General features: G+C 58.7%; 20 protein-coding genes, 1 tRNA gene and 3 pseudogenes. 14 read left to right on the top strand and 10 right to left on the bottom strand.

Annotated features, from left to right (window positions below; translation table 11 throughout):
• Nucleotides 1-431: 431 nt before the first annotated feature.
• The 6 genes from ACVWY3_RS22230 to ACVWY3_RS22205 all read right to left on the bottom strand — a co-directional run bounded on the left by ACVWY3_RS22230 (nt 432) and on the right by ACVWY3_RS22205 (nt 4,129).
• Nucleotides 432-692: a hypothetical protein gene (locus ACVWY3_RS22230; protein ID WP_456840392.1), complete on the bottom strand. Its 261-nt coding sequence runs from the start codon at nt 690-692 to the stop codon at nt 432-434.
• 469 nt (nt 693-1,161) lie between these two features.
• Nucleotides 1,162-1,566 carry a hypothetical protein gene (locus ACVWY3_RS22225; protein ID WP_456840391.1) on the bottom strand — a complete coding sequence of 135 codons (405 nt, stop codon included), beginning with the start codon at nt 1,564-1,566 and terminating at the stop codon, nt 1,162-1,164.
• A 211-nt stretch (nt 1,567-1,777) separates the two neighbouring features.
• Entirely contained in the window at nt 1,778-1,993 is a 216-nt protein-coding gene (locus ACVWY3_RS22220) for a hypothetical protein (RefSeq protein WP_456840390.1), read from the bottom strand.
• A 62-nt stretch (nt 1,994-2,055) separates the two neighbouring features.
• Complete coding sequence (locus tag ACVWY3_RS22215) at nt 2,056-2,220, bottom strand: hypothetical protein (RefSeq protein WP_456840389.1); 165 nt, start codon at nt 2,218-2,220, stop codon at nt 2,056-2,058.
• A gap of 183 nt (nt 2,221-2,403) precedes the next feature.
• Nucleotides 2,404-2,488, bottom strand: a tRNA-Ser gene (locus tag ACVWY3_RS22210).
• Nucleotides 2,489-3,643: 1,155 nt separating this feature from the next.
• Nucleotides 3,644-4,129 carry a hypothetical protein gene (locus ACVWY3_RS22205; RefSeq protein WP_456840388.1) on the bottom strand — a complete coding sequence of 162 codons (486 nt, stop codon included), beginning with the start codon at nt 4,127-4,129 and terminating at the stop codon, nt 3,644-3,646.
• Between the two features lie 118 nt (nt 4,130-4,247).
• On the opposite strand from ACVWY3_RS22205, the gene ACVWY3_RS22200 reads away from it, so the two are divergent.
• From ACVWY3_RS22200 to ACVWY3_RS22185, 4 genes and pseudogenes are all read left to right on the top strand, one after another.
• Nucleotides 4,248-4,472, top strand: coding sequence for a hypothetical protein (locus tag ACVWY3_RS22200; protein WP_456840387.1), 225 nt, complete (start codon nt 4,248-4,250; stop codon nt 4,470-4,472).
• A gap of 807 nt (nt 4,473-5,279) precedes the next feature.
• Nucleotides 5,280-5,465: pseudogene (locus ACVWY3_RS22195) on the top strand (IS481 family transposase); the annotation flags it as partial.
• Nucleotides 5,466-5,949: 484 nt separating this feature from the next.
• Entirely contained in the window at nt 5,950-7,941 is a 1,992-nt protein-coding gene (locus tag ACVWY3_RS22190; RefSeq protein WP_456840386.1) for a methyl-accepting chemotaxis protein, read from the top strand.
• Nucleotides 7,942-9,012: 1,071 nt separating this feature from the next.
• The gene (locus ACVWY3_RS22185) at nt 9,013-10,764 is read left to right on the top strand and encodes an NEL-type E3 ubiquitin ligase domain-containing protein (protein WP_456840385.1); all 1,752 of its coding nucleotides are present in this window, start codon (nt 9,013-9,015) and stop codon (nt 10,762-10,764) included.
• A 49-nt stretch (nt 10,765-10,813) separates the two neighbouring features.
• On the opposite strand, the gene ACVWY3_RS22180 is transcribed toward ACVWY3_RS22185, so the two are convergent.
• Nucleotides 10,814-11,137 carry a hypothetical protein gene (locus ACVWY3_RS22180; RefSeq protein ID WP_456840384.1) on the bottom strand — a complete coding sequence of 108 codons (324 nt, stop codon included), beginning with the start codon at nt 11,135-11,137 and terminating at the stop codon, nt 10,814-10,816.
• Between the two features lie 359 nt (nt 11,138-11,496).
• Between ACVWY3_RS22180 and ACVWY3_RS22175 the strand changes: the two genes are divergently transcribed.
• The 6 genes and pseudogenes from ACVWY3_RS22175 (at nt 11,497) to ACVWY3_RS22150 (ending at nt 13,815) form a co-directional block, all read left to right on the top strand.
• Nucleotides 11,497-11,730 (top strand): hypothetical protein, encoded by a 234-nt coding sequence (locus ACVWY3_RS22175; RefSeq protein WP_456840383.1) that lies wholly within the window; start codon nt 11,497-11,499, stop codon nt 11,728-11,730.
• The gene (locus ACVWY3_RS22170; protein ID WP_456843424.1) at nt 11,706-11,894 is read left to right on the top strand and encodes a hypothetical protein; all 189 of its coding nucleotides are present in this window, start codon (nt 11,706-11,708) and stop codon (nt 11,892-11,894) included. Before ACVWY3_RS22175 ends, ACVWY3_RS22170 begins: the two co-directional genes overlap by 25 nt.
• Nucleotides 11,870-11,929, top strand: a pseudogene (locus tag ACVWY3_RS22165) (hypothetical protein); the annotation flags it as partial. The gene ACVWY3_RS22170 and the pseudogene ACVWY3_RS22165, both read left to right, overlap by 25 nt.
• Nucleotides 11,930-11,948: 19 nt before the next feature.
• Nucleotides 11,949-12,158 (top strand): annotated as a pseudogene (locus ACVWY3_RS22160) (IS66 family transposase); the annotation flags it as partial.
• 74 nt (nt 12,159-12,232) lie between these two features.
• Nucleotides 12,233-12,442, top strand: coding sequence for an IS66 family transposase (locus tag ACVWY3_RS22155; protein WP_456840382.1), 210 nt, complete (start codon nt 12,233-12,235; stop codon nt 12,440-12,442).
• A gap of 197 nt (nt 12,443-12,639) precedes the next feature.
• Nucleotides 12,640-13,815 (top strand): TlpA disulfide reductase family protein, encoded by a 1,176-nt coding sequence (locus ACVWY3_RS22150; protein WP_456840381.1) that lies wholly within the window; start codon nt 12,640-12,642, stop codon nt 13,813-13,815.
• Nucleotides 13,816-15,225: 1,410 nt separating this feature from the next.
• On the opposite strand, the gene ACVWY3_RS22145 is transcribed toward ACVWY3_RS22150, so the two are convergent.
• The 3 genes from ACVWY3_RS22145 to ACVWY3_RS22135 all read right to left on the bottom strand — a co-directional run bounded on the left by ACVWY3_RS22145 (nt 15,226) and on the right by ACVWY3_RS22135 (nt 19,879).
• Nucleotides 15,226-17,208: a RiPP maturation radical SAM C-methyltransferase gene (locus tag ACVWY3_RS22145; protein WP_456840380.1), complete on the bottom strand. Its 1,983-nt coding sequence runs from the start codon at nt 17,206-17,208 to the stop codon at nt 15,226-15,228.
• Between the two features lie 684 nt (nt 17,209-17,892).
• Nucleotides 17,893-19,425: a radical SAM family RiPP maturation amino acid epimerase gene (locus ACVWY3_RS22140; protein WP_456840379.1), complete on the bottom strand. Its 1,533-nt coding sequence runs from the start codon at nt 19,423-19,425 to the stop codon at nt 17,893-17,895.
• An 82-nt stretch (nt 19,426-19,507) separates the two neighbouring features.
• Complete coding sequence (locus ACVWY3_RS22135) at nt 19,508-19,879, bottom strand: Nif11-like leader peptide family natural product precursor (RefSeq protein WP_456840378.1); 372 nt, start codon at nt 19,877-19,879, stop codon at nt 19,508-19,510.
• A 1,104-nt stretch (nt 19,880-20,983) separates the two neighbouring features.
• Here ACVWY3_RS22135 and ACVWY3_RS22130 point away from each other — a divergent pair.
• The 4 genes from ACVWY3_RS22130 (at nt 20,984) to ACVWY3_RS22115 (ending at nt 23,430) form a co-directional block, all read left to right on the top strand.
• Entirely contained in the window at nt 20,984-21,202 is a 219-nt protein-coding gene (locus ACVWY3_RS22130; RefSeq protein WP_456840377.1) for a hypothetical protein, read from the top strand.
• 117 nt (nt 21,203-21,319) lie between these two features.
• Nucleotides 21,320-21,538 carry a hypothetical protein gene (locus tag ACVWY3_RS22125; RefSeq protein ID WP_456840376.1) on the top strand — a complete coding sequence of 73 codons (219 nt, stop codon included), beginning with the start codon at nt 21,320-21,322 and terminating at the stop codon, nt 21,536-21,538.
• A 104-nt stretch (nt 21,539-21,642) separates the two neighbouring features.
• Nucleotides 21,643-22,083, top strand: a complete 441-nt coding sequence (locus ACVWY3_RS22120; protein WP_456840375.1) for a hypothetical protein — start codon at nt 21,643-21,645, stop codon at nt 22,081-22,083.
• 63 nt (nt 22,084-22,146) lie between these two features.
• Complete coding sequence (locus ACVWY3_RS22115) at nt 22,147-23,430, top strand: cystathionine gamma-synthase family protein (RefSeq protein WP_456840374.1); 1,284 nt, start codon at nt 22,147-22,149, stop codon at nt 23,428-23,430.
• Nucleotides 23,431-24,111 lie beyond the last annotated feature (681 nt).

Genomic DNA, 24,111 nt, shown 5'->3' with positions numbered 1-24,111 from the left:
GAACTTGTGCGACTCCCTGTCCGCACATGCTGATCCTGCGCAATCAAACGTGGTCACTTTACGGTCGTTCCGGCATTCCGTCAGATTTCATGATCCGTGCGATAGCGCGTGAATCAATGTACGATTATTTCAGTCCACAGCTGTTGTAAGAGGCGCGCGCGTGCCCGAGTAATGCGAACAGTTGGAGTGCGGCGCGGTCTGCCGACCGGCAAACGCGACACCGACAGTGCCACCGCCTTTTGCCCTCGTTCGTTGCGTGCTCTTGCCGAACAAACAATGCCACCGAAGTATCGATCGATCGGCTCGGAGCCCTGCTGGCGCGATTGCAGCTCCCTGCCAGCCGCCGACGGCCCTCCGGCCGGCTCCTCATTGCGGCTGAGAGCCATGACTTGCGCAAAGAGCGAGCCCACGCCGAAGATCTGGGAAGCTGATCACGAACCTCCATGGCGCTGCTGGGCTTGAGGTGTCAAACTAGGACGAAGCTGCTTAAGCGCGATCTCCGAGATCGCAAGAGCATTGGTGACGCCAGTAGCTTCTACCTCAATGATCTTGCGAGCAACGATCTCGCAAATTGGATCGTTACGACCGACGAGGTTGAGCTTACTCAGGGTGCGGTTGAAGGCGAGTTCAAGGACGTGCCGCTGCTCTGGGCTCAAACCTATACTCGCAGAAATAACCCGATTGATAGGCAAGGCGCTGCTCCCCGTTTTGGTGGTGCGGGAGCGCAACCGGCGGTCTCATCACCGACAATATTTTAATTGCCTGCTGAATGTCATCGAACATTGAGAGGCGCTACGAGTGTAGCCAGCACGCGGGGCGCCGTCGTATCAGCTGATACGATCTCAAAAATAGTTTGGAACGCAATGGACAATGCTCATGAGACGCTCATCCGTAACCTGAAGGAGCACTCCCGCCTTCGGGAGGACGACATTGCAGAAATCAGCAAGTTCTCGCTGATTACCAAAGAACTCTCGCCCGATGAGGATTTTATTCATCAGGGAGACTGCCCTAAGCAGCGCGGGTCATGCTTGGTTGCTGGTCGATCAAAGGCAGCCTGTTGCTCGCCACAGCGTCCTGATGCCGGAAGAGTATCGATGAACAGAAGCCCGCCGGTTCACGCTGGCGGGCCTTTCAACGTTAGGGCGCTCTGGCAGTGACGGGTCACGGGGCGGTCACCAGGGGCGGTGGCTGTGCAGTACGAATTGTTTGGGGCTGTGAAGCCGTAACCGGCGAACTCTGTTCACGCTGTTCCGCCGCTGCCCCGGCGGCCGGCCGTGACGCAAACATATAACCGATGATTGCGCCGGCCAGAGGCGTCATGGCCGTCACGGCCCTTTCGAATATCTCTTTTCCAGGTCCATTCGGTGCGACGAAATATAGAATTGCAGTAAAGACGAAGAGCATGAGGATTCCGGTGAAGGTAACCGCCGCAAAGCGAATTTTGCGCGTTTCGAGGTCACCTTGATCCCTCGTCAGAAGCAACACAAATGCCGAAATCGCAAACACGAGCAGGAATGTCGCCAGTGCTGCGTAAACAAGCACATCATACTCCATCTTAATAGGCATGATGCCCTCCATTCCGTTGAGCAGCATTCCGATCCAGGGAACTTTAGATACCAGAAGGGAAAATACAACCGCGGTGATGCGACGCAGCGCCCCCAGCCGTTGGTCGTTTCGTGTTCCGATACCCCATCACGGCCATCTAAGGATTGCCTCGCTCAAAGTCCGGCCGAACGTCCGCGCCGCGAGATCCGCAGCCTTTGCAGAGGAAGCGCGACTAGAGGTCGGACAGCCGCATTTCGCCCGGCCAGCGGACCGCATCCAGTTCAACGTGGTGCCCGCAATGGCAGTAGACCAGGACGCCATGCAAGCCCATCTCTCGCATCTCGCCGAATGTGATCTTCAGCGGGCAGGCTGTCAGCGTGCGTAGGCGTGTGTCGTCGGACAGGGCGAGGCATGCCGCCATCAAAGCGGGATCGTAAGTAGCTCGCAAATTATCGATTCCTAGCGGTCCGCAGCGCGCGCGAACCACTGCCCATCGTAGGTGTGGAAGACTCAGCCCTTCGGCATTCGAAGCCACACCTCCACCATGAACCAGACGATGGGTGTCGAGACCAGCAGCAACGCTGCCGCCATCAGGAGCTCACGGCGCCGCGGCCACAACTCGCGACCGATGATGCCCAGGAGCATGCCGAACATGAGCCCAATCAGAGCCGTCATTGGCGCGCTCCGATTGCGAACGGAAAGTGAAACGCCGTGTTGCTGCCGTGTTGCGTGGAGTATTTGTAATGCCGCGTAACGCGTTGAATTTGCTGCTAGCGAGTTGAAGCGCCGCGCAACATGGAATTCCGCGCAGAACGAAGCTGCAACGGCGCCAAGATCCTGTTTTGATTGTGGAAAGACTGGCGATCCCGGCAGGATTCGAACCTGCAACCCGCGGAGTAGAAATCCGCTACTCGGCCAAGACGCGCCGTCTCGGCCAACTATCTATTGACCATTGAAATCCCGTAAACAGCCTCCGCCAAAGGAAGGTCAAACAAGCCCAAACTCCATGATTTTGTGAGTCCTTTCGATTGCTACTTACATTGGGGACGAATGGGTCGCGGTTCCGACCCTCATGCAAGCCGGGGGATCTCCTGTTGGACCAATCGCAATAGTCGGGTGTTGCGTGTCTACATTGCTCGCGTAGTCGGGATGAACGGCTTTCAGCGCATGCAATTGCAGGCGGCGATCTCGATCTTCGTGTTGGTGTTCGGCAACTCGATTATTTGCGGCCGGATCTGGTGATGGCTTCACACGTCACCGTTTGTCGGCAAAACCGTCCTGCTTCTCGGCGCCTTCATTACGGTCCTCGGCATCATCTGCGTCATCCGGGTGTTCGCCCCCGATGACTGGGGCCGGAATGTATGAATTGGCTCGGTGCTGTTCGCGATCGCGAGGCCGGTTCTATTCTTCTACTCTGATGGTGGATCGAAGAAGCGAGGCCCGGCAACGGAGGCGAATCCTAACCGGGCCTCGCGACCGCCGATCACCTCGCGGGATAGACCGGCGAGCAGGAAGGATGTCGCATGGCAGGCTGCCATTGTACGCGATAAGCGCTTTTTGACGCGAGATTACTGCAGACCGATCGGTCAGCGGGCAGCTTTCCTGCGCAGCGCATGCCCGCGCCGTGGATAACTGCCGGCTCCTTCGGTGCCGGCAGCCCCCGGGGCGATGCGCAGGCATCACACCTCCCTGGACCTCCACCCTCGTCATCTGGAGCCGAAAGGGCCCGGGTGGCGGGAACGTTTTTTGTGCCCGGATTTTGTGGGTGCCGCTAGCGGATTGAAATGAAAGAGGCCGCGGGCGGCTTCTCGGCTTGATCTAATTGCAGGTATCAATTGGATATTGAGTAGAGCCGCCGATTCCGACGAAGTATTTGTTGCCGGCCTTGCAACGCGCTCTGCATTTAGGAATTTCTTCACGGCATATCCCCATAGCGGCGCTTTACCTTACCGCGTCAGGAACGTTTGCTTTCGCCCAACTCACGCACAACGCTCCTTGCTCGGTGCAGGAGCGAGCCGAGACGGTTTCGACCGAAGCTAAGCCGATTATCCCGATCAACAACAACATGAAAAATCGCATTTCTATGTCCCTCCTTTTTTCAATTTCCAATGTGCCGACGTCGCTGCGTCATTCCGATCTCATCGATCGCATCCGCCAGCCCTTCTAAGAACGCTCGGTGCCACGCATCATCATCGGGCAGCTCCCATTCCCGCAGGCCGGCGACGTATCTGATCAGAGCGATCACGCCCGCGATCGTGGCTGGCTTCGAACCGATGAGCACATTTGTATGCTCCGTGAGAGCCAGGTTCGTTTGGCCGGTGACTTCGTCGGCGGCAGCAAATTCGGCACCATCCGAGAGCTTAGCCGAAACCGACGCAGCCGCATCGTAGTGCGCGGACAGCTCGCGATGACGCTCGATTACTACGAAGATCAGATCCCGATCGGCTGCAGCAACCGACGGCGTGTAAATCTCTTGCGATGACAATGTTGGCCCCGAGCGAAATATGAGACCGATGTTAGCAGCGCTGTCATGACTAAAGTCGGCCCACATTACTTGGTATGCGCTGGTTTTCTGCGCAGCCAAGCGGCTGCCTCGGTTGACTCCGTGTCTGCAACACAATGGACGGCTTTGGTGAGATTTAGCCCTTGTTGATTCTTGGGCGATTTCGGGCGCCTTCAATTTTCCAGTTCAAAGGATTGGCATGGCGGCCCTCACGCTCGATCTGAAATTCCGTGTAGTGCCTGCGCACCGCAAGGACCGACCGGCTACCTTCGACTTGCCGACAATCAAAGATGCCGCCGAAGCCGCCTCAGCAACGGGCGCAATTCTCAGCGGGGTGGCGTCGGGCCAGATCACGCCTGGCGAAGCTGCAGAAGTGGCCACATTGGTCGAGACGTTCGTGAAGGCGTTCGAGACCGCGGATTGAGCGCGCGTATTGATCGGTTCGAAAGGATGACGAACCAATTAGCTCAAACGGATTGCCCTCCTCGAGGCGGAGCGGAAGCCAGGATTTTCAGGTGATCATCCGAACAATCTACGAAGGTCGTACCGGCGTCATCACCGAGATGCTAGCGTGGCGCGAGAGTGGTTCATCTTCGGGGCAACCGTGTCCTTACAAAACCAGGCCTGGCCGGCTACCTGCCGACATACCATCCGGTTTACAGGCCGGCCAATTCCTACACGCCCACTCTATACGCATGTCATAGGCGATCGGAAAAGCTACTACTCGGAAAAGAGGAGAATAAGCGTGACCCGGCCAAGACCTTAAGAGCAATGCAGAGGTGGCATAGCCTCGACAGTCTGCCATCAGGCGAAGATCGGACGATCCTCGAACGGGCGCCGATTCTCCGCGATCTGCTTTCGCGCGACCGAATTCCTAAACTGAATGCGCCCAAATTCGAGGAGCTCTGCATGCGCGTGTGGTCCATTCAGGATCATGCGCGTCGTTTGTCGAATTTACATTGAACTTGCCGGATGGCGAGAGGCACGACAAGTACAAGAAGACAAGGTCGCTTGCGAAATTCCTCTGCAGCCGCCATTCAAAATATGGATCGTCCGTTCTAGAAGCCATCAACATCGTTCTCTATGGCGTGCGGATGAACGCTTCCGCTTAGATTGTGGGAGGCGGCCACCGACGCTCCCTGGCGCATTGAACATCCTCGGCATCAGCGCACAAGCTGTTTAGTCCCAGTTTTGATGGTGCATTCTTATCGCACGATTCGAAGGATGCGCTATGGGACAGGTTTTACACGGCTGCGCCACCAACGGAGGCAGTGCGTCGAGCAATACAAAGAGTCAAGAGAGCCTGAGAGGTCTCGCCAAGCGCTACGGGATCAACCAGAAGACTGTTGCGAAGTGGAAGCAGCGCGAGACCGTCGCCGATCGTTCGACTGGCCCTAAGGAAGCCAAGTCGACCATCGCGCACTCGACTTGGCGACTCAAACCGCCGGAGTGTCACACGCTCTTCATCGCTGCTGCTTTAATGGAATTCCAGGACGGTCGAATGCGAGCTCCAGTCAGGTAAGGGCCTACGCACTAGCCAAGTGCGGATTGAGCCCTCCGGTATCAGCTTGAAGCCGCGTCGTCGGCTGTTCGATCGATCCCTCGGGGGCACAGTCGAAAGACGAAACGGCAGAGTCTTCGAAATATCTTTTTTGGTTGGGGCCTCGCGGCATCGTTCTCACCGCGGAACTGTTACGGGCCATTCTGCGCGCGAATCCTGCGGACACGAGTAGCAAACTGCAGAATTTCTGCGTCGGGTCATTACTGCTACGCTGCAGAGTGCGTGGCCATCTCTCGACTATTCGCGCATGTATGATTCAGATGACATCCGAGTTCAATCTTATGTAACCAATCAAAACTACGGGTGTCGCGAAACGATCTCATATCTAATTGGAAGTCTGATGACCGCCCCTACAATCGCGAAACGGCTCCCATCAACGGTCTTTCGTCGGTTTCGACCGAGCCTACGCACTCAGATTGTTTGTTTGGGGATCGCGGGCGTTCTTGTCACTGGCGCGACTTCAATTGCCGGACTCAATTATCTTGCGACGGCTCAGAGTGAGGTAAGCGAGAGCGCCAATCTTCGCGCCCATCTGACGTCTCTTTCTGAGGCCTTTCTTGAATCGCAGCAGCTGGCGTTGGAGTTTTTGCGCAAGCACGACGAAGCCGTGGTCGCGCGGCAAGCCGAGGGCCTCAATAACGCATTGGCGGACCTTGGCCAAATCGAAGAGCGGGCCGCTTCCTCGCCCGAGGGCGATCCCCTGAGAGACGTGAAGTTCCTTCGCGCCGGAATCAACCTTTATGCGACTCGTTTTAATAACGTCGTCTCCGCGCAGCGGGTGCTCGGGTTCACGGAAAGTGATGGGCTCCAAGGTAAGCTTCGCGAAGCCGTACATCAGGCAGAAGCGCGACTTGCACATTTCAATGAGCCGCACCTAACGATGTTGATGTTGATGATGCGACGGCATGAAAAGGATTTCATGCTACGTCATGAAGAGCGGTATGGCGATGAGCTGGATAAGCGCGTCGTCGAATTCGAGGCCGCACTTGCTGCTTCAGAACTTGCCCCGGAATCCAAGAGTGAGCTGAAGAAGCTTGTTGCTTCTTATCGATCGAGCTTTCTTGCGTTTCTTGTATCGCAGCAGGCGCTGGACGATCAAGTTGACGATCTCGTCCAAATCTACGGCCGGAATCGTCCCCTTCTTTTGAAAGCGATAGCAGGCGCGGACGCTCGCGCCACCTCTGCTGAAGGGCGTGCGTCGCGCCTCCGAGAGACGTTGGGTTGGGCAATCGGGCTTGCCACTCTCGGGATCGGCTTCGTTGCGGTGCTTGTTGGTCAGAAGCTGGCAAGGCTTATAAGCCGGATGAGCGAGGCGATGCGTCAACTTGCGGCCGGGCAGTTCGATGTCACGCTGCCGGGTCTTGGCCGTTCAGACGAGATCGGCGACATGGCTCAGGCCATGGAAGCGTTTAAGGTGAGATCGAAGGAAAAATTGCAAGAGGAACTAGCGGCGAATCAAGAGCAGGACCGTGTAGCCGCGAAGCGGCGGAAGGCGGAGCTTGGCGAGCTGGCGGGCACATTTGAACGCGCCGTTAGCAGCGTCATTGATACGATGTCTTCCGCATCGACTGAACTGGAGGCTTCGGCTCGCGAGCTGACAGAGACGGCACAGCTTACTCGGGAGATCTCTGATAACGTTGCGTCGGCATCGGAGGAGGCGTCAGCCAATGTTCAGCTGGTTGCTGCGGCAACGGAAGAGATGATGGCGTCCGCTTCCGAGATCGGCCGGCAGGTCGCGCGATCAACGGAGATCGCCCACGAAGCCGTGCGCCAGGCTGAAGAAACGGATCGCCGGATGAAGCAGCTATCGGCTGCTGCAACAAAAGTCGGTGGGGTGGTTGACCTAATTGCAGCGATCGCCAGGCAAACCAACCTTCTGGCGCTCAATGCAACAATCGAGGCCGCGCGTGCCGGCGGCGCCGGCCGCGGCTTTGCAGTTGTGGCGCTCGAGGTGAAGTCGTTAGCAACTCAGACGGCGAACGCGACCGTTGAAATCGGACAGCAGATTGCTGACATTCAGGCAGCGACACTGGAGTCGGCCAGCGCCATCACAAACATCGGAAACAGCATTAGCAGAATCTCACAAATTGCATCAGCGATTGCCGCGGCCATCGACCAACAGGGCGCAGTCACGAAAGATATTGCCCAAAATATTCAGCAGGCGGCCGCGATGTCGACGACTGTCGCGGGCAACATCCGGCAGGTCGCGCAGAAGGCGTTTATCATAGGTGCATCATCGTCGCAGGTGTTGACATCTGCCAATGTGCTTGCCCGAACCAGCCATCACCTTAAAATCGAAGCCGATCATTTTCTCACCGGGATCCGATCATGATCCGTTCGTCGAGATGCCATGCAAGGCTCGGCGAAGGCGCTCCAACACCGCTCGGCGCTCGCCGGGCTGTCCTGTTAGAGGCATTCTCCCCCACAGCGCCGTGCTCGCATCCTTTGCTGGGCAAAGTCGGCTTACCGCCAGCCAATGTTGCCGTATTTCGCCGAGCGAAGCACGACGGCCCCGCCATGGGCGCGAGATTCTGAAAGTGTCCCCTTATTCTGCCGCCTTGTATCACAGGTGGATCGAAGTAAATCCTTATCGGGGAGACTCTCGCACCGACGATATTTGAGTGCCGGTCGACACAAATGGGCCGCCGTCGTCATCCGCAAGCTCTCACTATACCACGAACAGTTCCTTATGACTTCCGATAGGTGTTTAAGCTCCACATAGGTGTTTAAGCTCCACGGAAAACGGGATCACACTTGAGATTTCGCATCAACAGCAGCTTAGCCTACAGCATGTGGTTCGCCGTCAGTTCCTCGGCTGAGCTTGCTTGCAATTCATCGCGGGGAGCGGACGTCCTCGCCGCGGAGTTGCGCGACAACCTAATTTGCAAAGGCTCAGTACCGATCTTTGTCGGCTCGCGCATGCTCCCCTTCTTCTCTTAGTTTGCAGCCAGCACTAAATTTCCGTTGATGGTTGGCCGTCAGGCAGCTTTCCTTTTGTTAGGCTCGTTCTTTTTGAGCTTGCTCAGCGTTCTACTGACTATGCCATCGATGATGCGAGCGTCATCGGGATAAGGATGATACGGATCCTGCTTCCTTTGGGGCTCGGCGCCAAAGTAGAGCCGAAGCCGATCGGATAACCTGACCTCGTCAGCTTATCGACAGCTGAGCTTCCTAGCATGCGAACGTCTCGATCTAGCCGATAGAGCCGCCTTATCGGCTGAGACCAAACATGTCATGAAGTTCAATGAATACAGAACAGGCCCAGACTCGCGCTGGCATACCCTCCGAATCCGAAAGCACCGAGCCAACGTCTGGGGCCGCCGGGCATTCGCCTTCGTGCCTGACCCAGTGGGCGTCAGCCTTGACTCGGTGGGCCACAGGAGCGGCCGCCGCCGACCTCGTCTTGTCGCAGGACCGCGCCCTGGCCGGTTGGGCAGCGGAAGAGGGGCAGGGTGAAGACGAGAATCGGCAAGAGGCGGTCAACCGGACGAGGGCGTGGCGGGACGAGGGTGATGTCAGAGACGAGCTGGATTTATCGTCGCTGTCCCTGACCGCCTTGCCAGCCTCACTCCTGCCGAGGCTCCGGACCCTCAATGTCATCGGTAACCAATTGAGCAGCCTGCCGGCCCAGCTTCCGGGCGGACTCCGGGATCTCTACGCTTCTGACAACCGGCTGACTAGTCTGCCCGCCCTTCCGAGCAGGCTCCGGCACCTCCACCTTATGGCCAACGAGTTGGCCAGCCTGCCGGCAGCGCTGCCGTCCAGGCTACGCAGCTTGACTGTCGATGGCAACCAACTGACCGACCTGCCCGCCCTTCCGGCAACGATCGAGGAGTTCTCCGCCTGCAATAACCAGCTGACCAGTCTGCCCGAGCTTCCAGCCAGGCTCCGCCGCCTGGAGGTCAGCGAAAATCAGCTGACGAGCCTGCCCGATCTTCCGGCAAGGCTGCGGTACCTGGACGCAGGCGACAACCAGCTGACAAGCCTGCCCGACATTCCGGCCAGACTTCGATACCTGGACGTCAGCGAAAATCAGCTGACCAATCTGCCCGAGAGACTCCCCGTCAGCCTTGAAATGCTCGGCGCCAGCAATAATCAGCTGACCGGCTTGCCCGCGACCGTGCTGACGCAGCTCGGCAGCGCGTCCAGCATCGACCTGCGGTCCAATCCGATACCGGCTCCGGTGCTGGCCGATTTGGCGACAGTCACGCGCGGCGCGGATTATGCCGGCCCGCAAGTCTTGCTGTCGATGCCGCTACAACCGATGGAACACGAGTCGCGGCCCCTGCACGAGGTTGTCGCGGACTGGCTCGCGGACCAGCCTCGCGCAGCGGACGCGTGGCAGGGCTTCGCCGCAGAGCCGGGTGCGCAGGACTTCGCTCAGTTTCTCGAAAGACTTGCGGGCACCGTAAACTATGGTCATCAGGCGTTCCGCGACCAGGTGGCCGAGAATCTGCAACAGGCCGCGATGAGGCCGCGACTGCGCAAGCAGTTTTTCGAGCTGGCTAACGGAGCGACTGCGTCCTGCGAGGACCGCATCACTTTGACCTGGAACGGCATGCAGACCGCACGCCTGAACGCTGATGTCAAGGAGGGGCTCTATGACAATCGGCTCGACCAACTGCTCCAACATGGCCGTGTCATGTTTCGTTTGGAGGCCCTTGACGATATCGCACGCGAGACGGTCAGCTCGCTCCGGCGTGCCGACCCGGAGGCCAATATCGACGAGATCGAGGTCTATCTGGCCTATCAGACCCAGCTACGGGATCGGCTGGAACTGCGCCACATCGCCCCGGATATGCGCTTCTTGAATCTCTCTGACGTCACGCCGGACGACGTTGCCAGGGCTGAGACGTCGGTGCGGGAACAGGAAGCCGCGGGTTTCGCGGATTTTCTGGCAACGCGCTGGGAGCCTTGGGATACGGTGGCGAGGCGGATCGCTCCCGATGATCATGCCGCGATGCGGGACCGGCTTGCCGATGCGCTGGAAGATGAGTTTCCGACGCGCTTGAACGAACGACTCGCGGAGCATGGCCTGACAGATGATGTCGATGCCCGGCGGGTAGTCGGAGCCCAAATCCTCAGCGAAATCGCTCGCGAGATCAAAGGCGAGCTGATGCATAAGGTTCTCCGGGAGCACGGCCTCGAGCCCTGATCGATGCGATCAAGCAGTTCTCGTTTGGTCGTTACGGACGAGCGATTGTTCAGGGGGCGTGGAGTTGCCGTCCGCTAACACCTCTGACCACTTCGGCGTGTTGTTCGCTCGGCGGCCTTGCCGGTGCAATTGAGGTCGCGGCCGTGCAGGGGAGCGGGGTCTTTTCGCTTGTCCACTCGGTAGGTGGCTTCTCCCTTAACATCCGCGCTTCGCCGTTTAGCTTGTCGTAGGCAATGGCGACGTTGAAATGAGCGCTCTGCTTCTCTTCGGGTTTGAGGAACGTTGCGAGGGTCGTGAGGATGGTCACTGTGATGGAGAGCGCAATGGCGATGAGGCCAATCCACCAATAGTCCTTCGCGGCCTGTGCAAACACGGCAACGCTCGTCAGCGCAGAATGATCGCCGTGGGGAGACCAAGCCGGAAGGCCCTTTTACTCCATCCCTCGGCTGCGCAGTGATGCCCCTTGGATAAATCTCTCGTTCTCCCCTCGATGCGTTGAGCCTCAAGGATGATTTCGTCCCTCACCTTCGAAGGGGCGTTCTGATGTGTCAGCCATATGCAGCGTAATGGTTTGGGAGGAGATGACGCCAGAGTTCGATTGGCCGCTTGTGCTGTTGGATGGTCCGCCCGGAGGAAGCGCGGCGCCCGCAGGCGGCGGCATGACTGCGGCAGAATGACTTGGCAGCTATTTTGAACGTGGCACGTGCGGCGCCGATGTGCTCGAAATCGCCCATGAGCATCGCGGCGCTGCGCGACGAAAACGAACGCCTCAAGGCGCTTTTGGCGCAAACGCAGGCGGCCTTGAGCGAGCATCAGTGGGCGCTGGCGGCGTCGGAGGATGCGCGGCGTCGGTTGGAGATCATTATCGGCGAATTGCGACGCGACAAGTTCGGAAGTCCGAGAAGCTGCGACCAGATCAGTATCACTTGCCGCTCGAAGACGTGGAGATTGCGCAAGGTATCCTGAATGCTGCGCAGGAGAGAACCGAGGCGGTGATCCAGGGCCGATCGCGGAGCGTGACGGATCAAGGCTCTCATCGCAATCGCGGCTGCTTGCCTGCCCGCTTGCCGCGGGTGGAGCGGGTTATCGAGCCTGCGAGCACGCTCTGCCGTGCGGTTGCGGCACCATAACGAAGATCGGCGAGGACGTCAGCAAGCGCCCTGACGAAATCCCGGCGCAATGGCGTGTGCTGGTCACGCGCCGCCCGAAATATATATCTGTCGCCGCTGCTCCGGCCCTGTCGTGTAGGCACACGCAGCGGGCTGCCGACCGAAGCGGCCATTGCGCAGGTGATCGTCTCCAAGTTTGGCGACCATACGCCATTTTATCGTCAGGCCGAGATCTATGCGCGCCAGGGAATCCGGCTTGATCGGGCGACGCTGGGCAACTGGTCCGGCCGCGCCTGCTTCCATCTTCAACCGATCGCGGTCCACATGCGCCGCCGCCTGGCCCGGCGGATCGCCTGTTCATGGACGAAACCACGGAGCCGGTACTCGATCCCGGGCGCGGCCAAACGAAGAAAGGCTACTTCTGGGCGGTTGCCTCCGATGACCGCGGCCACAGCGGCCCAAGTCCGCCGATCGCGCGCGATTCGTGTCCAAGTTCTGACTCGGGACAAAGTCCGTCGGGTTCAAAACACCGGCTGCGTTTGGGGCGCCTTGGAGTTTTCAAAGCGTAGTCAGGCGCTTGATGCGTGCTGACTGAGCTGGCACGCCTGTTGCTGGGATGCAGAAACATGGAGTGAGGGCTGAGCGCACACCAGATGCGCAAAACGAGTGATGCTCGCCTTCTCTTGAACCCGTGTGCTCTGTTTCTGAGAGAGACACGCTAGCACACAAAGTCGCGCAACGAGTGGCAATAGTTTTGGAGAGCAACATGGTGCTGCACATGGATTCCCCAGCTCCCCCGATCAAGGTGGAGAACTGGCTGCGAGGCGAGCCCCTCACGAGCTTTCAGCCCGGGAAGGTGTACGTCGTCGAATTTTGGGCAACTTGGTGCGCACCATGTGCGGCAGCGATGCCTCATCTAGTAGAGCTGCAAGAGAAATACAAAGACAGCGGACTTGAGCTGCTCGGCGTCGCAGCTTACGAACAAGCTCCAACGGCGGACGAGGCCCGAACAAGCTTGGACGCGTGGTTGACCGACAAGTTCTCGAACCTGAACTTTCGGATCGGGTTCGACTCCACAGGCGAAATGAACAAGCTTTGGATGGATTCCAGCTTTTCTATCGGGATTCCCACCTCGTTCGTCGTTGACCGTGACGGCCACATCGCCTTTATCGGTCTTCCGATGCAGCTCGATGACGTCTTGCCGAAAGTTCTTAACGGCAGCTGGCGGACCAGCGATGAAGCTAAAGCCGCCGACACAGAGCGGATCGAAACCGGACGACGCGAAATGGACGAAATGACGCGCGAGCGGGCGTTGACTGAACCGATTCTCGCCGCGATGAAGGCGGAGGATTGGGCAAAGGCGGTTTCGGCGGTCGAAGAGGCCCTCGCGGTGATGCCGGACGACCTCGACTTCCGCGGGCGCCATGCGGATCTGTTGCTTCACAAACTGCGCAACATGCAGACCGGCTTGCCGGTTATGAGGCAATTCGCTCGCGACGCGATCGACAAAAACAATGAGGTGTGGATGGAAGAGGCGCTGCGCCAACTCTTCAATCCGACGAATGACAACTCCCACGTCCCGTCTACCGAGCGCTTTGCGATGGGCAAAGAGTTGTCCGAACACATTCTTGCGCTGAATCCTCCGCACCGGGACGGTGGCCCCAAGTGGCTGTCTTATGGGGCGGTCGCGCAGTATTATTATGAGAGCGGCAACAAGGATCGCGCAATCGAATTGGTCGAGGTGGCATTGAACTCGCTAAGCGGTCCTGAGCCCATGCCCGACGAACTGAAACAGTACTACACGCCGCCGCTGGTCCAAGCGCTGGCCAACTACAAGGGTGAGAAGGCTTGCTATGAGAGTGTTTGTGCAACTCCGCAAGGCGGGTTTCCGAGAGCGTCAAAGCGCAGGCAACGGAGCAAACAGAAAGAAGAAGGGTCATAGTCGAATTTACTCGCTGACATCATCCATCCATTTCTCCGGCGGCGAGTGGCAACCAAATCTGACGGTCTGACGGTTTACACGAAAATGCTAAACGACTCCTCCGGCATCAAAATGCTCGTGCCCAGAGCCATCGGGGCGGCCGGACCTAGGCGGGCATCGCCACGCCTCTGCGGACAGATGAAGATGAATGTTGTCAATCCGCATGCATGGTTCCCACAAACTCTCGAACGATCGCGCAGGCGGACAACGTCTAAGATCGCTGCCTCTCATGCTGTAAAAGCCCGCAAAGCCTGAGCCGCTTCAGCTAAACCGCTTACGCAAAGAGGGGTGAAATGGGTGGAAGATTCTCGATCGCAGCTCTTGGATATTGGGCACACGTCGCCTCGTACGGCAGCGCCAAGCATTGGGACGTAGCGCCGGGATCGAAAGGGTCTTACGCAGCGTGCAGCACAATCGCGAGCGCTATGATCGTTCAAGGTCCGTCAGCTACCTGCGGTAAAGCGGCCCAGGCGCTAGTGCATTCAGGAAGGCAGCCCGTGGCCCAAACCGGACCACCCTGAAGGTACGCGTCGGCGTAGCAATCGTGGCTCGTTCATTACACTCTTGTGCAACTGAAGGGAGATGGATTCTAAATGCAGTGAATCTTAAGGGCATCTGTTCTTCCATGTCCGCTGGATAGATTTGGAAATGCGCCAAATGATGATCGAGGACGAGTAGGTGCTTCGCCCCCGGCATCGAAACGATGCGCGGGTTGCCTGCATTTTATGATGGTGCAGTAGCGTCGACATCGTCGATCACGAAAGTAAGTCTCTATGTGTCGATCTGTACGCGGCGAAGCAGTTGGATCCATTCCAGCCGATGCTTGACGCGGGCAAGCCATATGTCGCCAAAGGCACAACGTTCGAGCGGCCGATAAAGTACACAACGCTCCGGCAGCTGCAGCCCGTGTCAAAGAGTTAGTTGTTTTTCGCCAATGAAGTAGTCTACGAAGATCGAGCGATGCAGTTCGCAGCGCATCTCTAAGCTATCGAACGCGGCGCGGAATTCGACGATCTTGGAACGACCATTCGGAAATCTGATTGCAACCTGCTCGCACCAAAGTGGCGGCGGGCCGTCCCGCCGGAGCAGTCAACTTTCTCGCGAACGCACGCGCCGACGCTGGTCCCGTCGTTTGGGCGATCATTGCCCGTCCCATCGTACGCCGCATAAACTTCGTCGGCTCCGCTAGGTTGGCGCGATTATCGCCGCCGCTTCGGCCAAATATCTCAAACCATAATATGTTGGAGCTTGGGGCTCGGCGCCGTTGATTGTGCTCAACGACGCGGGCGAACAAAGCGACAAGACTGGGGCGAGCGCCAAGAAAGAGACCGGCGACAGGTGTGACCTTGCGAAGTGTACACCGCAGTGTTCCTAATTTGCGCGGGGGGCTGCTGGCGTGGAGCGTCGGTCGAGATAGCCACCAGGAAACGCAGTCGGGGGAAGGATTGGCGTATATGGATGCCATAACGCGAGCCCAACCAGCCGCGCGTCAAGCCGTACGATCAGTTTGCGGGCGATCATGTTAGCTATTACCGCCTCAATCTCGCTCTGCATTACCTTCGCCACGCCCGGCCGTTCGCGCAGGCGGGTTTCAGGCGCCCCTTCGTCCGCGGCCATAAGAATTTCTCGCTCGAGGCCTCTGACGCGGTGTTCGCGCTCGACTGCTATGGCTCGCGTGTCCTCGACTATGATTTCGTCGCCGTTGTCCTGCATCGACAGCATAGACAAAGTCGGCCCCCGCCAGGCTTTCAGCCAGGCATCGATGCCCTTGGCGACGGCATTTAGCCCCGGGCGACGGTGAGCGTCGCGAACTGTGAAGTGGCCGCCGACATCTTTGTCTTCGCTGTCTTCGAAGTAGTATACCTGATCCGAGAGATCGCGCTCCGACAGCGGGTAGACGTAGCGATAGGGGGCGGCGGGGAGCAGCTTCAGTCCATGTTTCTCGGCTGTGTGATGATAAGGGCTGTAGCGCTGGTATCGCAGGCGTACCGCGGGTCCCGGCTGCAGATGATGCAGCAACGGCAACCAAGAGGCCATTTCCGCATACCATGCATCACTCTCGCCGGGAAAGCCCCACAGTAAGCTCCAACTGACCCGGACGCCGTACTGACGGCACCACTTCAAGAGCAGAACATTGTGCGCTGAGGTCGTTCCTTTGTGCATTAGCTTCAAAACACGAGTATCCAGGCTCTCAATACCCGGTTGAATCCAGCGGACGCCGGCAGCAGCCAGCTTCTTCACTTCGTGGCGCTTCAGGTTGGCCTTGACCTCAAAGAAGATCGTGAGCTTCTCGGGTAGCGCGGTGAGGTGAGGCAGCGCCTTTTCAAGGTAGTCAATGGCCATGATATTGTCCACAGCTTCGATGCGCGACGAGCCGTAGCGCGCCGACATCTCAATCATCTCCGCTGCGGCCTGCCCCGCGGGCTTCTGGCGGTATGCCATCGATCCGCCGTTCAGCCCGCAAAACATGCAATGACTGCGCTCGCCCCACCAGCAGCCGCGAGAGAACTCCATCGGCAGCCCGGCATGGATGCGATCGGCGTAGAGCGATGCCTCGACCTCCGCAAAATAGTCCGAGAAATCCGGCAGCGGCAGGTCACGCATGTTCTCGATCACTGCGCGGGGCACTAAGTCGCGCGTCGACGCCGCGGGATAGCCGGCCTCGCGATGCGTCGGACCGAAAACGCCAAATGGCAGGTCAGCAGGCGGAATGTCTCTGCCGCGATTGAGGATGTCCCAACACAGCGGGCCGATCAGTGCGTCGGCCTCGCCCGACACGACATAGTCGACCCATGGGAAACGCGCGTGAGTGCTCCATCCCATTACCGACTCGCAGTTTGCTCCACCCATGAGGGTGACAAGGTCAGGTGAGCGCTCGCTCAGCCGGCGCAGCAACGCGAGCGATGGGACATGCTGGGTGAAGGTCGAGCTGCACCCGACCATAGCTGGCCGCTTCTCCAGTATCTTGTCAGCCGTCCAGTCGATAAACCCGCCGATAAGCGAACGCAGCTTGAGGAAATTCGCGCGACGCTCGGCCATACCTTTGCCTGCGCGTATCGGGTTGCGCTCGAAATAAAGGTCGAGGAAGGCATTTTGTTCGCCTTCGAAGCCGGGAAAAGCAATGCCCGCGAACAGCCAATCAACCAGTGCCTCCTCTGGCGGGCAATTCTCAAGAGGTCCATAGTCCGCGATGCCTATGTATTCTAAAAACCAGATGTTGGCATAAGCTATGGTGGATTGCAGTCCAGCCTGGGTCAGCGCTGATTTCAGCAGACCAAGCGCCAGCGACGGCCTTTCGACTGCCGACACAGGCATGTTGACTAGGACGATTGGCACATCGATACTCATAATCATACCACGTTATTCATGATGTGGGTGCGTTCGCCCTGCCATAGTCTCACGCGAGGGACGGCAAAGTGAACTCCTGCGCAATTTCTGACTGGAGCCGTGAACACGAAGTCGATTAATTCCGCCAGTGCGTAGCCCGCTTCGAGCCACGATTTCCGCGTCGCGTTCGTTGCCCGCCGACTGGACGGCATGAACAAGCAGAGAGTGCTGGAGCCGAGCGGTGAATAGTTGCCTACACGCGGCCCCGCTCTTGATGTTGAGCGACGCCGCGCTCGAGTGCGACTCGATGTTTTTCATCATCGAGGAACGGATTGAAGTCATCATTCACATGGAGCTATCAAAGTTTCAGCTGCGTCGTCGTCGGCTGCCGACGATCACCGCCAGTGCAAGTTGCAGTGGCGGGCCACGACCTCTCCGGAACCAGCGCCACTGTCGTCTGGCAGAACCATTTTGATTGACGACTGGGCGGGGCAAGCCATTCTTGATTTAACAGCGTGCGTCCAGTCGTGCACCGCTGATGCACGCAAATGGGGGCTTGGCGCGAAGCAAAACGCGGAAGTCCCCTGGGCTTCTGTGGTCGCGTCGGTTGTGCGCGCCACGAAGCCACGGACCGTGGATGCGGAGCGCTTGTCATCGCGCTCAGCACTGTTGGTTGGTGGGGTGCTGCCGTTGCTTGAGCAAAGTAGTACCTCAATGCGAATCGGCACAATCTGCACCCGTGCGGGAGCCCGCGTATTTGACTCCTTCGATGCGGCTCGTGCTCCAGTCACCGGTCTGCCAGATGAAACGATCGTCGAGGTCTTCTTCGATCAGGCCGGCCATGTACAACTGATCGAGCAAGTCGGCGACCCCAAGGAGGGTTTTTCCGTCAGCTGCGACCCGAATAACCAGCTCCGACATTGTGCAGTTGCCGTCCGCGATCAAACGGCCAACGGAAATCGGGGCGATGTCGTCGAGCACGTGGTGTTCCATGTTGCGTGAGCGAAGATGAAAGTACCGGCTCCCTGCCTTGTATTGCAGGTCCCTGCGGAAGCGGATTGGCAGATCATGGGCTGGGCTCTCGCGCATATGCTGTTCGATCATGCTCTGCAGCCCGCCCCGGAATCCGTCAGGCGTGCTGAAGAAGCGTTCGCCCAGGATGCGGTACCCGAGAGGCCAGCGCTCGCTACCCGGCACCGGCGTCACCAGTCGTAAACGCCCCTGCCGCATATTTACGAGGAAGCCGGAAACACAGGCGATTGTCGTGTGATTGCGTTCCAGAAAGGCGATTGCACCGTCCTTGTTAGCGCCCCTGAGCTTCTCCTTCCGCTCGCGTGCGCGCCCGGCCATGGCCTTTGCCGTCAGCGCCTCGTTGCCCTGCAGGATGAGTTCGACTCCTAGCAACTCCTCAGGCGAAAAGGCCGTGTGAATCTGATTGAGATGTGCCGTGCTCAGCACGGAGAAACGGTTCGTCGTCGTGCGATATAGATTGAAGAGCCCGAGCACGCGCCTGGTGAGTGCCCGATCCTTGAGTGGGGCGGCCGTTGTTGTTTGCGGTAACGCGCCTGTAATCTGATAGTAGTCGAACAGAAAGCGGTCGTAGTGTGGGTTGTCGATGGGATCTGTGGCCCAGTAGCAGAAACCCGTGCGGACTGCCGAACCAAACATTTCGCTCGCGACACGAACCACGCCCCGCCAAAGCGCTGCATGCTCTTTGCTATAGTCGTAATAGCCTTTGAAGCGATCGGCCGAGAGGCCGCAGAACCAACAGCCGACGGTGCAGCCTTCGCTTAGCTCGAAAGCGATTATGGGGTGCGTGAGCGAGGCCGCCGACACGCCCAATTGGTCATTGCAGCGCCGGATTTGCCGCTCGCGCCAAGCATGAAAGCGAGGATTGATCGTTGACATCTCGCCTTCGTCGCGCAAGAGGTCGCGATGACGCATCATCTCGCGGAGATACTCATCCCACATCACAGCTAGCGGCCACGGCGCAGACTCCGGCTTAAAACGGTGTTGTTGGTAGCCACCGCGCCAGAGCGGTAGCACCTCCATTGGATCCACTTTGATGCCGTACCGCTCTGTTACCGCTCGAGGGGTGGCGATTGCCTCAGCAAGCGCCCTGCGGAACTCCACGTCACCGACTAACCTCTCCATGAACCGTTTGAGGTGCGACAGGGTGCGCAGTTGCTCCGGGGAGCGCCGGTCAAAAATCTGTCGGTAGTGCTCGGCGGCAGCGTGTGTCATTCGGCGAAGCTTACTTCATGTTCTCATCGCACTTCATCGCCTCCTTGAGCAACCAGCCGATGCGGTCAGAGCGAAGGGCGGGTCAGATCTCGACCGCGACAACAGCCGCAACAATGACAACCACAACAACTGCAACGGGCTCAGCGGCCCGGGCGTGGTCAGAGGCCGCTTCCGCGGCTTGCGCGCTGCTCGTGGCCACCTCCGCAACGCCCTGCACAGCGCTGAGCGAGATCGTATCACTCGAATGAAAAGTGCCATTGGCGAGCCGTTTAGTCGTCAACTTCTGTCGGGCTCGAATGCAACTTTTAGCTTCATCAAGTGTGAAGCTGTAGCCGAGGCTCTTTCCGATCGCGACAATCGATGCAAGGCCGGTAGCAGTTGGCTTTATGCGTTCTAGCAGACCACCCTCGTTCCCGAGATCGTTGACGAATCGCTCTACGTCAGTTCGCGACACAGCCAGTCTCCGTGCCTTTGCTCAAAGTCGCCAAATCATGCATCACAAGCGGTCGGTGACGACGCCGTCAACAAAGCAAGCGGCATGCCGTATTGAAGATTGCTGGTTTTCTTCCTTTTTTCCGTGTGTATCGTCCACTTCGTGCCATTTTGTTGCCGAACTGACAATCGGCCCACTACGCGTGACGAGGTTTTCGTTGTCAGTATCCAAACGCAGCGGCTTGGGACGACATCAAAACGCGGAAATCGACGACTTCGGACGTTGCTGATCGTTAGTGCGACCTTGATCGTCAAGTTGCTTGACGAGGCTTGAGGGCCCTGCTCTGGAGTCGGACTGCAAAGACAACCGATCATGGTCACATCCGTGGCACTCGCAACGAGATTGCGCGCATCATCAAGGCCTTGCTCGTGAAGAGGCGGCATTTAACAGGGCTGGCCGCAATGTTGAAACTTGATCGAGATACACACCACCACCCGAGACAAGATGCTAAGCTGGATGGACCTTGAACCACGACGTTCTCGAGCAATCACAACGCGTGACCCAATGCGCCTCGACCGCGAGAGAACGATTTCAGCGTGGGTAGTTCCGGTTGACCACGAGAGCGCCCGTGGTGCGGCCAATGGCGCGCGATGCTGGCAAGTTGGCCCAGGCCGTCAAAGCGGTGCGATAGGCAAACTCCTTGCTAATCAGGTTGTGGAGAGCGTCGTTTGAGCGGGCGTATAGTCGCTCGCCTTTAGCGGCGTGCAACCACTCGCTGAGCGCGTCATCCGCTGCAATGACGGCTTAAGCTACAACTTCTTCCGCCTCATAAGCGATATCCGTTGACCGCCAACGAACGAATAGCGAAGAGATTCAGTGAGCATGCCAGCCATCACCTCAGCGCGCGAAGCGCCTTTGAGGGGACAGTTCGGGTAGCAAGCGTCGTCGCCGGGAGCACCAGCGTCCGGGTGGAGGTCGATCCCAATCCGAGCGTGTAAGTTTCCCAGCACAATACCGGGCGTTCCAGCGTGCCGCAGACGAGGCAGGCTTCCTAGCGCTCGTCACTAGGAAGAATCTCGCTCCAAGCGACGCGCTCCACAGGATCAATCTGGAAGATCTGTCTCCGTGCTGTTCAGCGGTCCTCGTAACCTCCAATTGCTTGATAGGCTCGTCAAAGACAAGAATGGAGCCAGCACCCAACGAAAGACGTTGTCGCATTATCTCATCAAGATCGCCAGGCTCGGCGGCTATCTCGTCCGCGCCAACGATGCGCTACCAGGGAATCTGATCATGTGGCGCGTACTATCGCGATTCATGGTTATCGCAACGGGAGCGAAACTCTGACTCAAAAATGTGGGTAATCGTAAGCTTCTTCGTCAGCTTACCGACAGGTAAGTGCTTCAGAGGTTACAACGTATCGTAGTGGACTGAGTCTACTCAGTCCTGGCAAGAGAGTATGGAATGGATCCTTTTGAGGCAGGACAGATTCTGCGCGGCGATGGGATCTCTTCGAACGAACGAGAGGGGCAGGAAAACGAGGTCGGGGCGCAGTGGGACGGAGTGCTGACAGGCTATGACGCGGCAGATTCAGCTCATGCGAAGGACGACCAAGACCAGACGGTTGAAAATTGGGCTGCCGAACGGGACGTGGGCCCAATCGAGGTCCAGAAGAAGTCTTAACGCGATTAAATCTCTCCGAGAGAGATCAACATTTCGATCTCGGATCGTTGTCCCTGACCAGTCTGCCCAGATTTTCGACCGACCTCAGGCAAATCGACGTCTCCTTGAACCGGCTGACCAGGCTGCCCGATTGCCTGCCCGCCACCCTCAGGTCGCGCAACGTCAGTCACAACCAGCGGACCAACTTGCCCGCCCTTCCGGCCGTGCTCGCTTATCTCAACGCGAGTGATAACCGACTAGCGAGCCTGCCTGAGGCCCTTCTTCCTGCGCTTCAGTTTCTCGACGGCAGCTACAATGTGTTGCCGAATCTGCCGGAGGTCGTCCCTGATTCGCTCCAGTATCTCGAGGTCAGCGACAATCAATTGACGAGTCATCCGGAGGGCTTACCCGCTATGCTCCGTACTCTCGCCGTTAGGGGCAACCAGCTAACCAGCCTACCCGAGAACCTACTGACGCAGTTGAGCGCTGGTGTCGCGTTAGATCTGTCTGGACATCCGCTGCCGGAGCAGGTGCTTACGAACCTGCATACAGGCGCGATTTTGTGACCACCGCAGTGTACCACCGATTCGGCGCACGCGCGGCGAGCATCAGGACCAGCGAGGCAAGCCATGGCAAAACCGTTCCCGTCCAAGACCCACATCGCCAACCATATGCTGCATCCGGAAACGCTGATGCTGACCTATGGCTATGATCCGCAGCTCTCCGAAGGCGCCATCAAGCCTCCGGTGTTCCTGACCTCGACCTTCGTGTTCAAGACCGCCGAGGATGGGCAGGACTTCTTCGATTTCGTCTCCGGCCGGCGCGAGCCGCCGGAGGGGATGGGCGCGGGTCTCGTCTATTCGCGCTTCAATCATCCCAACAGCGAGATCGTCGAGGACAAGCTCGCGGTCTATGAGCGCACCGAGAGCTGCGCCCTGTTCTCCTCCGGCATGGCGGCGATCGCAACCACGATCCTCGCTTTCGTCCGGCCGGGCGACGTCATCCTGCACTCCCAGCCGCTCTATGGTGGCACGGAGACCCTGCTGACGAACACGCTGGCGCGCCTGTCGATCGGCGCCGTGGGCTTTGCCGACGGTGTCGACGAGACGGCGGTCAGGCAGGCCTCGGAGGAGGCGATGGGCAAGGGCCGTGTCACGATGATCCTGATCGAGACGCCGGCCAACCCGACCAACGGCCTCGTCGACATTGCGATGATCCGCCGCATGGCCGATTCTGTCGGCAAGGCGCAGGGACACACGCCGATCATCGCCTGCGATAACACGCTGCTCGGCCCGGTGTTTCAGCGGCCGATCGAGCACGGCGCGGACCTGTCGCTGTATTCGCTGACCAAATATGTCGGCGGCCACTCCGACCTGATCGCGGGCGCCGCACTCGGATCGAAGGCGATCATGAAGAGCATCAAGGTGCTGCGCGGCGCCATCGGCACCCAGCTCGATCCGCATTCCTGCTGGATGATCAACCGCTCATTGGAGACGCTGAGCCTGCGCATGGAAAAGGCCGATGCGAATGCGCGGCTCGTCGCGGACTTCTTGCGCGACCATGCCAAGGTGGCGAAGGTGCATTACCTTGGCCATCACGAGGAGGCCTCGCCCGCGGGGCGCGTGTTCGCGCGGCAGTGCCTGGGGGCGGGATCGACCTTCTCGTTCGACATCGTCGGCGGCAAGGACGCAGCAGTGAAATTCCTCAACGCGCTGCAGATCTTCAAGCTCGCGGTGAGCCTCGGCGGAACGGAGTCGCTCGCCAGCCTGCCGGCGACGATGACTCACTCCGGCGTTCCCGCCGACATCCGTCAGAAAATCGGCGTGCTCGATTGCACGATCCGGCTGTCGATCGGGATCGAGAATCCCACCGACCTGATCGCCGATCTCGGACAGGCGCTGAACACGGCTTGAGTGGGGGCACAGCGGATTGGACGCGCGGCACGCTGACATGATCGCGGCGTGCGGCCTCATTGCCTTGCGCGCCCGAAAGCTGTCGCACGAGGCACACGTAATAGCCCTTGCTGGATGCGTTCAGCAGGGGATCGCCGGCAGGCCGTCAATCTCACTCGATTTCGAGCCATTCGGAGACGGCGCGACCGTGGGCCAACGAACAAAACCAACTCGCAATTGCCGCCTGATTCCTTGCCCGATTGCATCTAGTTGAAGCCGTCCAGCCGCTCACCACCCCGTCTCTTAACGCAGCAGCCTGGAGTGGTTTGAAGCCTGCCCCTGCAGGCCGGCTCCGGGAGGCCAACTCCCATCTTCAACACAGTTACGCCGGCAGATACGCACCAGCTTCGAGGCACACGGAAGTACGGATCGTGCATCCAGCGACTCGCACACCCCCTATCGTGGTTGACACCGTGCCCGCGGGCCGCAATGCTCAGCTGCCCGATCAACGAGGGGCTGTTGCAAAGACTTGGCCTGAAGCCAGGTGAGCTTCTCGTTGTACACGACGACGAGATCAATTCGATCACCTCACGTCCTCGGCGTCACTAGCTCACATCTGCTCTCGTTCAACCCACGTCGGCTTACCCAAGGACTCTAAATGAGCGCGCAAGTGAGGAAAGCCATGAGGGAAAAGAAAACGGC

Source organism: Bradyrhizobium sp. USDA 4486, assembly GCF_054057995.1.
This window is presented reverse-complemented; position numbering and strand designations above follow the sequence as displayed.